Origin of the sequence: Amycolatopsis sp. NPDC006131, from assembly GCF_040614175.1 — a bacterium.
GTDB classification, from domain to species: domain Bacteria; phylum Actinomycetota; class Actinomycetes; order Mycobacteriales; family Pseudonocardiaceae; genus Amycolatopsis_E; species Amycolatopsis_E tucumanensis.
Window position 1 is genome coordinate 1 of the sequence record NZ_JBEXTX010000160.1, and the last position, 12,989, is coordinate 12,989.

The following is a 12,989-nucleotide window of genomic DNA, read 5'->3' on the forward strand; positions in this document are numbered from 1 at the left end:
TGGGGCCGAAGAAGTGGTGCGCCAGCGTGCGTTCCAGCGCGCCGACCCCGATGAGCCCCTGCACCGCGAGGAACACCAGCAACGCGCCCATCAGCGCATCTCGCAGAGCGGCGCGCGTCGAGATCCCGAGCTTGGGGAAGGTGCGGTAAAGGTGGCCACCCACGGTGCGGGGGGAGAGGTACAGCCGCCGCGCGATCTCCTTGTTGCTGAAGCCGGCGGCGGCGAGTTCGGCGATCGCTCTTTCCTGCGCGGTCAGTGCCTTCTCCGGCGCGGTGACGGGCACTTTCGTCTCCGGGTCGCGGGCAGCCCGCAGCTCCTGTCTCGTCCGCACCGCCCACGGTTCGGCGCCGAGGCGTTCGAAAGTCTCGAGGGCGAAGTGCAGGACTTCTCTCGCTCGCACGAACCGCAGGTTCCGGCGCAGCCGCTCCCCGTAGGCGAGCTGGACACGGGCGAGGTCGAAGGGGAATCTGCCGGCATCGTCGACAGCGAGGGCTTCCTCGAAGAGCTGTTCGCCGTCGGCGCCCTCGCCGACCAACGCCCGCGCACCGAGGGCGATGACCGCCATGCGCGGCGACACGGCGCCGATGTCGTTCGCGACCATCGCTGCGACGTGGGCGCGGGCCGCGTCCTCGCGTCCTGTCCGGAGGGCGGACTCGACGAGGTCGAACGCCACCCACATCGCGATCGGCCGGTGCGGCGCGAAGGTTCCGGCGGCACTCAGCGTGCTCGCATGGCGGAACGCGGACTCCCAGTCGCCCGCCCCGATGGCAGCCAGCGTCCGGGGGTGTGCGCCGTACTGCGCGGGAGTGGCGGCCTTGCGGGAGGCGGCCAGACGGCTGAGCTCGGTAGTCCACTCGTGCGTGGTGGCGGGCTCGCCCCGGACGGCGGCCAGCAATGCCTTGTTGTAGAGGAAGTACCACGCGAGGAAGTCGTAGCCGTGGGCGCGGCACCGGTCGATGCCTTCGTCGGCCAGTCGCTCGGCTTCGTCCCACCGGCCGGAGGCGAAGTCGTCGAGGCAGAGAAGCATCAGGGCGCCCAGACTCGATCGCACCGCGTTGCCCTGACGGCCGCCTTCGACCAGCCGCCACGCCACTCCCCGGCACCCGGTCAGCATGTCGAGGTAGATGGCCGAGGTCATCACCCGGACGATCTGCGTGGGCTCGTATTCGTCGATGTTGCGTTCGACGAGCTGCGCCACCTGGGACCGGATCGCCGGACCGTGGCGGACGGGGTCGGCGAATGCCAGGCTCAGCATCCGGAGCAGAGGCGGAACGCGGTCCCCGAGCCGCGCGAGTGCCCGGTGGAACGAGGTCCAGTAATCCTCCCGCCCGGCCCACCAGCTCAGGTAAAGCAGAGTCGTCAGCGCTTCACCGTGTTCCTCACCGGGAGCGTCGGAGGAAGCCGACTCGATCGCCCCGAGGAGGAGCCGGAACGCGGTGTCCACGTCGCCCTCACGGTTGACCGTGATGTAGGCGGCCGCGGCGGCCGCGTGAAGCGAGTTCGTCACCCGCGGGTTCAGACGCCGTGCCTCGTCGAGGAGGCGGGCGGCATCGTCCAGGTCACCGGTGACCTGCGCGGCGAGCGATGCCGCCTCGGCGAGCCGTCGGGCCGCGGACGAACCGAGCGGGCTCAACCGCGCGGCGCGGATGAGCAGCGTGACGGCCATCGGCGCGTCGCCTCGGGCGAGAAAGGCGTGTGCTGCCGCTTCGAGGCGCGCGGCGACGTCCTCATCCGGGGTGATCGTCGCCTCGGACAGGTGCCACGCCTGTCGTGCCGGATCGTCGTCCAGCCGGTCCGCGATCGCCGCGTGCGCGCGCCGCAGATCCGCCGGCGCGGCGGACCCGACGACCGCGGACCGGATGAGGGGATGGCTGAACGCCACCGTCATGGCTCTTCGATCCACGGCGATGAGGTCCGCCGCCTCCGCGGGTGCGAGGTCATCGACTGTCAACCCGTCGTGCAGGAGGTGCCGGAGATCCGCGCGGCCGTCCACCGCGACTCGGAGCAGCGCTTGCCGTGCCTGCTCGGGGAGCGTGGCGGTCCGGACGGCGAAGGCGCGTTCCAACTTGGTCGTCAGTGGCAGCACCGCGGGCAGGTGGCCCAGGGGATCCGCCAGGTCGGAGACCGACCGGGCGAGCTCCAGGAGTGCGAGCGGGTTGCCGTCGGCCTCCGACAGCACCCGTTGCTCCAGCCGCGGCGGAAGGGGCGGACGACGACGAGAAAGCAGTTCTCGCGCGTGGTCCGGCGACAACCGCCCGATGTGCACCACGGGGATGCCACTGCGTGCCAAGACGTGGGCCGACCTGGACGCGGCAAGCACGCCGACGGACGTGCCCCGTACTCGCCGGGCGAGGAAACCGATGGCGGTGATGGTGGCCTGGTCGAGCCACTGGAGGTCGTCGACGCACAACAGGACCGGCCTGGTCCGGGCGGCCAGGGAGACCAGTTCGAAGACCGCGTTGAACACCATCAGCTGTCGCGGAGCGGGTCCCTCTTGCCGCCCGAGCGCCACCCGCAGCGCTTCCCGCAGCGGAGGCGCACAATCGTCCGCCACATCCCGGAGCGGCAGGAGCAGTGCGTGGAGCCCCGCGTAGCCGATCTCCGCTTCGAACTCGGCGCCGGTCACCCGGAGTGTCCGCATCCCGGCTTCCTCGGCGTACGCGCAGGCGGTCTTGAGGAGCGCGGTCTTCCCGATGCCCGCCTCGCCCACGATCGCCCGTGCCTCGCCATCCTGGGCGCTGCGCCGGACGAAGTCGCGGAGACCGTTCAGGAGCGCGTCGCGGCCGATGAGGCCGGACGGCGTGTCAGCACCGGAAGCGCTCATCTCCTGTACCTCCGGGTGGTTGCGGGTGCGTCGAACCCGGTTCAGTCCTGAATCCGGATCCAGGATTCAGATGGACTATAGTTGCGCCATGACTTCTCGCGCTACCCCAGCCGGCGGTGAGCCTGCCGGGCCCGCCCCGGACCTCTACCGAGGTGCGGACGCCTGCATCGCCCAGATCGGAGAGAAGTGGTCGCTTCTCATCGTCCGGGAGGTGCTCAACGGCAACACGAAGTTCTCCGAGATCCGGGAGGCGCTCGGGTTGAGCCACGACGTGCTGAGCGACCGCCTGCAAACGCTGGTGCAACGGCTCATCCTCCGGCGGGAGAGCTACCGCGAACCCGGGTCGCGCGTGCGTGAGCGGTACCTGCCGACCGAAGCGGCCGAAGCCCTCGTGCCGGTCCTGCAGGCGATGGACGTGTGGGGGAGGCGTTTCGGCGCCGAGGCTCGGCGGAAGGCGGCCCGGTCGTGAGGGCAGCGGTTGTCACCGGAGTCGGCGCCATCAGCCCGGTGGGCGGGACCGCCGCGGACAGCTGGGACGCGCTTCTGGCCGGACGTTCCGGCATCGCGCTTCTCGACGACGACTGGGCCGCAGCGCTGCCGACCCGGATCGCCGCCCGCATGGCCGTCGACCCCGCGGCCAAGATGGATCGCGTCGCCGCGCGCCGCCTCGACCGCGCGGAGCAGGCGGCCCTGGTGGCCGCGCGGGAGGCGTGGGAGGACGCGAAGCTGTCGGCGTCGTCCGTCGATCCCGAGCGTGTCGCTGTCGTCATGGGTACGGGGATCGGCGGGGTGAACACCCTGCTCGACAACCACAACGCCCTGCGGGACCACGGCCCGCGCCGGCTGAGCCCGCGCATGGTCCCGATGATGATGCCCAACGGCGCCGCCGCGGCCGTCAGCATCGATCTCGACGCGCGAGCGGGCGCCATCACGCCGGCGAGTGCGTGCGCCACCGGTGGTGAGGCCGTCGCCCACGCCCTGGACCTGATCCGGCTCGGCCGTGCGGACGTCGTGATCGCCGGGAGCACCGAGGCTTGCGTCAACGAGCTGACGATGGCCGGCTTCGCGCAAGCCCGCGCGATGTCCACCCGGAACGACGAACCGCGCCTCGCCTCGAGCCCGTTCGACCGGGCCCGGGACGGGTTCGTCCTGGGGGAGGGCGCGGCCGTGCTCGTGATCGAGAGCGAGGAACACGCCCGTGCCCGCGGTCGTGTTCCGCACGCCACCCTCGCCGGCGCCGCCATCACCTCCGACGCGCACGACATGGTCGCTCCGGAGCCGCAGGGGGACGGGCAGATCCGTGCCATGCGGACGGCCATCCGGGACGCCGGGCTGTCCCCGGAGGACGTCGGCCACGTCAACGCCCACGCCACCTCGACACCGGCGGGCGACATCGTCGAGGCACGCGCGATCCGGACCGTGTTCGGCGGACACGCGCCCGTCGTTTCCGCGGTGAAGTCGATGACGGGACACCTGCTCGGCGGCGCCGGCTCGTTCGAAGCGGTGGCCACCGTGCTGGCCATCGCCCACCAGACCGCGCCGCCGACCCCGACGCTGGCCGACGCCGAACCCGGGCTCGGCCTCGACATCACGCGCGAGCGGCCCAGGCCCGGCGCGTTCGGCGCGGCCCTGAGCAACTCCTTCGGGTTCGGTGGCCACAACACCGCCCTGGTCTTCACCACATAGCCGGGCACCGGCACCCTCGACGTGAAAGCAGAGAACGTGAACGACAACCGAACCAGCCGCGTCCTCACCTGGACCGATCCCGCCGAAGTCGTCGCGGGTATCGCCGAGCTCGACGGGATCGACGCGATGCGCGCGCTCCGCGACGGTGAGCTGCCCGCGCCGCCGATCGCGCACACCATGAACTTCACACCGGTCGAGGTCGACCACGGACGCGTGGTCTTCACCTGCACCCCCGGCGCCGAGCACTACAACCCGCTCGGGGTGGTGCACGGCGGGCTCGCGTGCACCCTGCTGGACACCGTCGCCGGCTGCGCCGCCCACACCACCTTGAAAGCCGGGCAGCGCTACACCTCCATCGAGATCACGGTCAAGTACCTGCGGCCGATCACTCTCGACACCGGCCCCCTCACGGCGACCGGGGTCGTCACCAAGGCGGGCAGCCGGGTGATCTTCGCCGACGCGGAGATCCGGGACCGGTCCGCGAAGGTGGTGGCGACCGGATCGAGTTCCCTGCTCGTCTGGTGACCCGCCGCCGCGCGTGAGCAGATCAGGCAGCGCCGGCCGGGAGGTGGTAGAGGGCGGCCTGGAACCGTTCGGCGATCCTCGCCATCTCCGTCCGAAGCTCGTCGCACGCGGCGACGAGCAGGACCGGGCAGCCGGGGCGGACCAGCTCGGCGAACGCCGCGATTCCCCGCGCTGTGCTGGGAAACGTCCGCGGCTCAGCCGCGCCGTGCAGCGCGGCGAGTGCCGCGGCGAGCGCGTCCAGCACCCGGGCAAGGACGGCGCTGCGGCCGGTGTCCGGGCAGTGCGGTTCGATGCGAAGCTGCCCGGCCCGGGTGCAGGCGACGACGGCGACCTCACGCAGGCCGGGGAGCCGGTGCGCGGCCGCCAGCACGTCGGCAGCGCGGCGGGCATCGTGAAACGCGAAGAGCAGTACGTTCTGATTCTGTTCGCACATGACTTCACCGGTTGGTCTCGGGAGGCTGCGCCTCAGGTGGGCAACCCATCTTCCGGCGTCTTCCGTGCGGTTCTCCAGCGAGCGGGCTCGACGTTCGTCAGCGGGCCGGCCCCGCCGTGCGTCGGGAAAACCCCACGGCCCGATGTCGGGTGCGCGCGATGGTGCCCGGGCCCGCCGGCCTCGATGATCGAGGAAGTGCCGATCCCACCACGGCCGGGCCGGAGGAGACGAGACGATGACGCCAGAACCGGATGCCGTTCCCGCGGACGAACTGGGCCGCGGGGCGCCGGGAACACCGGCGCGCGGACGCGGACCGAACCGTGGCGGCGGGTTCTCGCAGACGGATGACCGTGCCCCCACTGCCGGCTGGGGCGCCGCTCGCAGTGTCGCCAGGAACGCGGTCCGCTCGCGCGAGTTCCTGCGCGCTCCTCGCGCGATTCTCCGGATGAACCACGAGAACGGCGGGTTCGACTGTCCGGGCTGCGCCTGGCCCGACGACCGCAACGGCCTGCACTTGGACATCTGCGAGAACGGCATCAAGCACGTCACGTGGGAGATGACCCGCAAGCGGGTCGACCGGTCGTTCTTCGCGGAGCACACCGTCACGGAACTGGCCGGATGGACGGATTTCGCACTGGAGGACCAGGGCCGGCTGACAGAGCCGCTCAGCTACGACTCCGAAACCGATCGGTACGTCCCGATCTCCTGGAGCGACGCCTTCACACTCGTCGGAACCGCACTGCGCGGGCTGGACAGCCCCCACGAGGCGTCGTTCTACACGTCGGGCCGGTTGTCGAACGAGGCCACTTTCCTGTACCAGCTCTGGGTGCGCGAGTTCGGGACGAACAACCTGCCGGATTGCTCGAACATGTGCCACGAGGCTTCCGGGCGCGCCCTGACCGCAGCGCTCGGCACCGGCAAGGGCACGTGCGACATCACCGACTGGGACGTGGCGGATCTGCTGATCGTGATGGGCGTCAACGCCGCCTCCAACGCGCCCAGGATGTTGACCTCGCTGGCCGAGGCCCATCGCCGCGGCGCGCAGATCGTCCACGTCAACCCCATGGTGGAAGCGGCGTCGCGGCGCACCATCGTGCCGCACGAGTTCCTGGCCATGGGCACGTTCCGGACCACCGAGACCGCCACGATGACGGTGCAGCCGCGGATCGGCGGAGACCTGGCCCTCCTGCGGGGTGTCGCCAAAGCCGTGCTGGAGCGTGCCGATACCGATCCCTCGGCGATCGACGAGCAGTTCATCGAGCGATACACCCATGGCTTCGACGCTTACCGGGAGACGGTACGGGCGCAGGAATGGTCCGAGCTGGTCCACCAGTCGGGGGTGCCGGAGCGGGAGATCCGCGACCTCGCGGAGCGCTACCTCACCGCCCACCGCACGATCGTCGCCTGGTGCCTCGGCCTCACCCAGCAAGAGCACGGCTGCGACACGGTGCGTGAGATAGTCAACCTGTTGCTGCTCCGGGGCAACCTGGGTCGCGAGGGCGCGGGGGTTTCGCCCGTGCGGGGACACAGCAATGTGCAGGGAAACCGGACGTGCGGAATCGATCACCGGCCGGACGAGGAGCTGCTGGCCCGCCTGGACGAGGTGTGCGGCATCCAGGCGCCGCGCGAGCACGGGCTGGACACGGTGGGCACCGTCCAGGCCATGCTGGAGGGCAGGGTGAAGGTCTTCGTCGCGCTGGGCGGGAACTTCGCGCTGGCCGCGCCCGACACCGCCACCACGATCGCCGCTCTGCGCAACACCGACCTGACCGTCCAGGTCAGCACGAAACTCAACCGCAGTCACCTCGCGCACGGCAAACGAGCGCTGATCCTGCCGTGCCTGGGAAGGACCGAGCGGGATGTGCAGCGCTGCGGCGAGCAGGGCGTCACCGTCGAAGACTCGATGAGCATGGTCCACCTCTCGTACGGCACACGCCGGCCGCCCTCCCCGGAGCTCCGCTCGGAATGCGCGATCCTGGCCGGGATGGCGAGAGCGACCCTGCCGGATTCGGCGACACCGTGGGAGCGCTACGTCGAGGACTACGACCGGATCCGCGACACGATGGCGAAGGTCCTGCCGGGCTTCGAGGACTTCAACCGCCGGGTCCGGATGCCCTTGGGCTTCCGCATCCGGCAACCCGCGCGGGAGCGGGTGTTCCTGACGGGGAGCGGGCGGGCCGAGTTCGGTGCGGCGCCGCTGCCCGATGTCGTGTTGCCGCCGGGCCGGCTGATGTTGTCCACGATGCGTTCCCACGACCAGTGGAACACGACGATCTATTCGGACAACGACCGGTACCGCGGGGTGCGCAACCTGCGGACGCTGCTCTTCATGAACCCGGAGGACATGGCCGAGCGCGGCCTGGCCAAGTTCGACCTGGTCGACATCACGAGCTTCGCCCGGGACGGCAGCACCCGCTCGGTCTTCGGGTACCGGGCGGTGCCCTACGACCTCCCGCGTGGCAACGTGAGCGGGTACATGCCGGAGCTCAACGTGCTCTGCGCGCTCGGCGACTTCTCGGTCGCCAGCGGGCAACCCCTGATGAAGCACCAGATCGTGGAGGTGGTCCCCGCCCGGGGCGGGGACGCGCGGGCAGGAGAGCTGCCGTTGGGAACCGCATTCGCTGAGTGAACAGGTCGAATGACCCATCGCACCCCACCGCGAAGCGGACGCAGACTGGGGTGCGTGACGGCTTCCACCGAACAGTTGCTCGCCTCGATCCTCGAGTGCGTGCCGCAGCCGGTCTGGGTGTGTGACGAGGCCGGCCGGATCCTCTACGCCAATCCGGCGGCTGTCCGTGCGGTCGGCTACGACGATCTCGCGCAGCTCAGGGGGAAGTCAAGCCATCACACGATGCACTACAAGCGGGTGGACGGGAAACCCTATCCCGCTGACGAGTGCACGATGCTCGCGCCGCGTGCTACCGGCGCCCCGACACAGTCCGATCGCGACTGGCTGGTCCGCCGTGACGGTTCGATGTTCCCGGTCGCGTGGTGGTCGGCACCGCTGGAGCTCGAACACGGCCGTGGCGTGGTGACCGCGTTCACGGACATGACCGAGTACCGGATCGCCGAACTCGCCTCACGCGAGCACGAAACCGCGCGGATCCGTGCCGAGGAGTCACGGGCGGCGCAACGGCGGATCGTGGAGGAGACCGTCGCGATCCGCCGCCGGACCGCGCGGGATCTTCACGACGGCGTGCAACAACGCCTCGTCGCGTTGCTCATTCACCTGCAGCTGCTCAAGGATGCGTTGCCCGAGGCGCTGGCCGGGCTGGCGGACGAGGCCGTGGCGGAGGCCGTGGCAGCCGTCGAGGACATCCGCGCTGCGGCGGCCGGGATTCATCCGATGATCCTCACCTCCCGGGGCCTGTGCGCGGCCCTGCACGCGCTCGCCGCGCGCAGTCCCCTGCCGGTGTCGGTGCGCTGCTCGACACCGTCGCGGCTGGCAGAGAGTGTCGAGGCCAACGTGTACTTCTTCGTGTCCGAAGCTCTCGCCAACGCGATCAAGCACGCGGCGGCGACACGCGTCGCGATCCAGCTCGGGGTCCGGGACGGGACCCTGTTCGTCGAGGTCACCGACGATGGCGTTGGCGGCGCCGCCGTGTGCGGCACCGGCACGGGGCTTGTCGGTCTCGCGGATCGGGTGACCACGCTCGACGGGAGGTTCCGGCTGGAGTCCCCGGTCGGGGGCGGCACCGTCGTCGCCGCGGAAATTCCACTATGACCGCCAGGGTGGGCGTGCCGTGGGCGGCCCCGTTCCGCGGACGCACCGGCGTGCGGGTGCGTTGACCTGGTGCTTGCTGTGCTCGGCGCCGCAGCTCCCACGGCTCGCGGTCGCCTCGAGCGGCCCGCGATCGGCCGGACTCACCCGATTGGAGGTGGTGCGCGTTATGCCGCGGCGGGTGGTCCGGTCCTCTCATCGAAAGCCGGAGCGGGAGCACCGCTGCCGGGGGATGCCGCGGGGCACCGCGGCAAGCGGACGCACGAGGGGCGAGCATCGGAATGAAACACGTGACCCGCGCCGCCGGGCTGCTGGGCGCCGGGCTGGCCCTGGTGGGCGTGACGGCCCTGCCGGTGGACGGTTCCGGCACCGGGACGACCGTGCCGCAGGCGTTGGCCCTGCGCGAACCGCCCCGGATCGGCGACGTCGGGCGGCCGCACGAGGTTCTTGCCCAGCAGCCACGCCTGGCCGCGCCGCCGTCGTTGCCGCCGCCGACCTCGCTGCCGCTTCCCGGTCCGCGGGTCAAGGCGTCGCCGGTTTCGCTCGGGGCCGGGATTCCCGCCGCCGCGCTGGCCGCCTACCGCCGGGCCGCGGACGCGGGCGCCGGGTGCGGTCTCAGCTGGACGGTGCTCGCCGCGATCGGGCGCGCGGAGTCCAACCACGGCCGCCACGGCGGCTCCCAGGTGTACGAGGACGGCTCGGTGCTGCCGCGGATCCGTGGTCTGGCACTGGACGGCACGGGCGGCACCGCGTCCATTCCGGACACCGATCGCGGCACCCTCGACGGCGACCCCGTGCTGGACCGCGCGGTCGGGCCGATGCAGTTCATCCCGTCGACGTGGCGGGCCTACGCCGCGGACGGCAACGGTGACCGCAAGGCTGATCCGGACAACATCTTCGACGCGGCGCTGGCGGCCGGGCGGTACCTGTGCGCGGGCGGCGGGAACCTCGCCGATCCGGCGCAGTTGCGGGCGGCGGTGTTCCGGTACAACCACTCCGACGCCTACGTGGACCTCGTGCTCGCCCTCGCCGACGCGTATGCGCGCGGCACGGTGGCGGCCATCGCGGTGCCGGTCGTCTTGCCCGCGCCGCCTCCGGCGACCACCCCGCCGCCTCCTCCGCCGGTGACCGAGGCGCCCGCGCCGAGCACGACGGCACCGGCCACGAGCACCACACCCAGCACGAGCACGACACCCAGCAGTCCGACCACGTCCAGCTCCGGCTCCAGCACCACCAGCTCCACGCCGTCGCCGACCTCCTCGTCGGGACCGTCGTCGAGTTCGAGTCCCAGCAGGACGACACGGTCCAGCACGACAACGACCACCACCACTGGATGAGGGGGACCGCGGCGCCGGAGGGCAGAACCTCCGGCGCCGCGGTGTTTCCTCCTCGCGGTGGGGGAGATCACCGGAAAATTCCGCTCCTGCCGTGAAGTTCGGGCACCGGGAGAGGTCTTCCGGGTGAACGCGACAGATTCCCGGCGGAAGGAAACCGCAGTGACCACAACGGACAGAGTCAGCACGGAGATCGCGGCCCTCCCCAACGGCGGGGTGGCGGTGGTGCTCGGCACCCGGCCCGAGATCGTCAAGCTGGCGGGAATCATCCGTCACCTCGGCCCGAAAGCGCGGATCGTCCACACCGGACAGCACTACGACGAAGCCATGTCCGACGTGTTCTTCACCGAGCTCGGGTTGCCGCTGCCGGACGTCCGGTTCGCGGTCGGCGGAGCCACCAGGGCGGGGCAGATCGCCGCGGCGCTGGAGGCGCTCGACCTCCTGTTCGCCGACGCCACCCCGGCCGCGGTCGTCGTGCAGGGGGACACCAACGCCACCGTCGCCGGAGCTCTGGCCGGCAACGCCCGGTCGATCCCCGTGGTGCACGTGGAAGCCGGGTTGCGCAGCTTCGACCGGACCATGCCCGAGGAGCACAACCGGATCGTCACCGACCACGTGTCCGATCTGCTCTGCGCGGCCACCGGCGACAACGTCGGCAACCTGGCCAGGGAGGGAATCTCCGGCAGCTCGGTGATCCGCACCGGCAACACCGTCGTCGAAGCCGTCCTCTCGCAGCTGCCCCATCCCGCGCGGCGCGAGCGGCTCCTGGCCGAACGGGGGCTGGTCGCCGACCGGTACGTCCTCGCCACCATCCACCGGCCGGAGAACACCGACGACCCCGCCGCGCTGGCCACCATCCTTGCCGAGCTGAGCCGCATCCCGTGCCGAGTCGTGCTGCCCCTGCACCCCCGTACTCTGCGGGCGGTGGAACAGCACGGGCTGGCGCACCTCCTCGACGGGCTCGCCGTCACCGGACCGCTGGGCCCGTCGGAGTTCCTCGGGCTGGCCGCCCACGCCGCGCTCCTGGTGTCGGATTCCGGTGGCCTGCAGGAGGAATGCACTGTCCTCAAGCGACCCTTGATCGTGGTGCGCCGCTCCACCGAGCGGCCGGAGGCGATGCGCGATTTCGCGGTGCTCGTCTCGCCGGGACCACTGATCAGCAAGACCGCGGGCAAGTGGCTCGACGACCTGCCCGGCCTGCACGCCCAGCTCGCCCGTGCGGAGTCCCCGTTCGGCGACGGCCGCGCCTCCGAACGCATCGTCGCCGAGATCGCCCGCCGGTTCGCCTGCTGAGCGGCTGCCCCCTTCAAATGGAGTAGGGCGGCGACAAACGCGACAGGTCGCCTCATTGCGGACGGTCCTCCTGGTGCAGTTTCGAAACTCGACAGGAGGCACGAAGAAGTTGGGCCATGGCCCTGACCGGCGGGGTGATCTCCGCCGCGCTGCTGGGCGGGGCGATGCCCGCCGCCGCGGCGGGCGCCCCCGCGTGGGCCCGGTGTCGCAGCCGTACCAGGACGGCCAGACCTACAACACGATCGCCGCGAAGCTCCAGGCTCCCCGGCCCGGCTGCGACGACGGCACGGCGACCGTCACCGTGCGGTCGACGGTGCACCTCCTCGGCCCGACCGCGGGGGTCGGGCAGAACGGGTTCGCCAAGCTGGGCACCGACTTCGACACGGCCCCGGGCACGAACACCACAGCCGGCATGCCGTGCGGCGGCACCCAGACCCTGGAGACCACCGTCGAGGTCCCGGCGGCGGACCTCGCGGCCGGGAACGTCAAGTACTGGATGATCCTGGAGACCTACCACGGCGGGTCCAAGGCGTGGGAGATCAGCGACTTCTCCGCCACCTACACCTACGACACGTCGACGTGTGCGGACCTGGGCGTGACCAAGAGCACCGAGCCGTCGGTGGATCAGGTGCAGCAGGGTGAGCGCATCAGCTACGCGGTCGTTGTCACCAACCACGGCCCGGGGAACTCGACCGGGCACACCATGACCGACCCGGTCCCGGCCGGTCTGGTCGACGTGCAGATTCCGGAGGACTGTTCGCTCGCCGGGGGTGTGGTCACCTGCACGGGTGGACCGCTCGCCGCGGGGGAGAGCCGGACCTACCTGGTGACCGCGACCGCGGCCGACGTGCCCGCGGGCACCGACGCGGTGACGGTGACCAACACGGCCCGGGTCAGCGGGAACGAGACCGATCCGGACACGGCCAACAACACCTCGGCCGCGATCGTGACGGTGAACGTCCCGATGATCGCCGGGGGCGTCGACGCCGCGCTGGCCCTCGGCGGGTCCGCGGTGTGGCTGCTCCGCCGTCGGCGGGCGGCCTGACCTCCCGACCCCGGACCGACGGGCGGCCGCGGCACCGCGGCCGCCCCGTGCCGGAAACGCGACAAGATCGGAAGAGCGTCGGGTATGGGAAGAGTGTTTTATACGGGGTGTAGATATGGGTGGTGGGC

10 protein-coding genes are annotated in these 12,989 nt (G+C 71.3%); 8 read left to right on the forward strand and 2 right to left on the reverse strand.

The genetic code is table 11. The annotated features are described in order from the left end of the window. Positions 1-2,824, reverse strand: a 2,824-nt coding sequence (locus ABZ215_RS40730) for an AAA family ATPase (RefSeq protein ID WP_354956085.1), incomplete at its 3' end; no start/stop codon positions are given. An 88-nt stretch (positions 2,825-2,912) separates the two neighbouring features. Between ABZ215_RS40730 and ABZ215_RS40735 the strand changes: the two genes are divergently transcribed. From ABZ215_RS40735 to ABZ215_RS40745, 3 genes are read left to right on the forward strand one after another with little or no spacing between them, the layout of a single operon-like run. After that, positions 2,913-3,293, forward strand: a complete 381-nt coding sequence (locus tag ABZ215_RS40735) for a helix-turn-helix domain-containing protein (RefSeq protein ID WP_237336574.1) — start codon at positions 2,913-2,915, stop codon at positions 3,291-3,293. Further along, complete coding sequence (locus ABZ215_RS40740; protein ID WP_354956087.1) at positions 3,290-4,510, forward strand: beta-ketoacyl-[acyl-carrier-protein] synthase family protein; 1,221 nt, start codon at positions 3,290-3,292, stop codon at positions 4,508-4,510. The genes ABZ215_RS40735 and ABZ215_RS40740 overlap by 4 nt, the downstream gene beginning before the upstream one ends. Before the next feature lie 36 nt (positions 4,511-4,546). Next, positions 4,547-5,035, forward strand: coding sequence for a PaaI family thioesterase (locus ABZ215_RS40745; RefSeq protein ID WP_354956089.1), 489 nt, complete (start codon positions 4,547-4,549; stop codon positions 5,033-5,035). A 22-nt stretch (positions 5,036-5,057) separates the two neighbouring features. Here the strand turns inward: ABZ215_RS40745 and ABZ215_RS40750 are convergent, their stop codons facing one another. Next, the gene (locus ABZ215_RS40750) at positions 5,058-5,468 is read right to left on the reverse strand and encodes a hypothetical protein (protein ID WP_157358473.1); all 411 of its coding nucleotides are present in this window, start codon (positions 5,466-5,468) and stop codon (positions 5,058-5,060) included. Between the two features lie 235 nt (positions 5,469-5,703). Here ABZ215_RS40750 and ABZ215_RS40755 point away from each other — a divergent pair, with 235 nt between their 5' ends. The 5 genes from ABZ215_RS40755 (at position 5,704) to ABZ215_RS40775 (ending at position 12,861) form a co-directional block, all read left to right on the forward strand. Beyond that, complete coding sequence (locus tag ABZ215_RS40755) at positions 5,704-8,097, forward strand: FdhF/YdeP family oxidoreductase (RefSeq protein ID WP_354956091.1); 2,394 nt, start codon at positions 5,704-5,706, stop codon at positions 8,095-8,097. Positions 8,098-8,151: 54 nt separating this feature from the next. Then, the gene (locus ABZ215_RS40760) at positions 8,152-9,192 is read left to right on the forward strand and encodes a PAS domain S-box protein (RefSeq protein WP_020417112.1); all 1,041 of its coding nucleotides are present in this window, start codon (positions 8,152-8,154) and stop codon (positions 9,190-9,192) included. A 278-nt stretch (positions 9,193-9,470) separates the two neighbouring features. Beyond that, a complete protein-coding gene (locus ABZ215_RS40765) occupies positions 9,471-10,526 on the forward strand; it encodes a lytic transglycosylase domain-containing protein (protein ID WP_354956093.1) in 1,056 nt (351 codons plus the stop codon). A gap of 159 nt (positions 10,527-10,685) precedes the next feature. Then, entirely contained in the window at positions 10,686-11,816 is a 1,131-nt protein-coding gene (gene wecB / locus ABZ215_RS40770) for a UDP-N-acetylglucosamine 2-epimerase (non-hydrolyzing) (RefSeq protein WP_354956095.1), read from the forward strand. A 202-nt stretch (positions 11,817-12,018) separates the two neighbouring features. Continuing rightward, positions 12,019-12,861 carry a DUF11 domain-containing protein gene (locus tag ABZ215_RS40775; RefSeq protein ID WP_237336568.1) on the forward strand — a complete coding sequence of 281 codons (843 nt, stop codon included), beginning with the start codon at positions 12,019-12,021 and terminating at the stop codon, positions 12,859-12,861. The last annotated feature ends 128 nt before the right edge of the window (positions 12,862-12,989 follow it).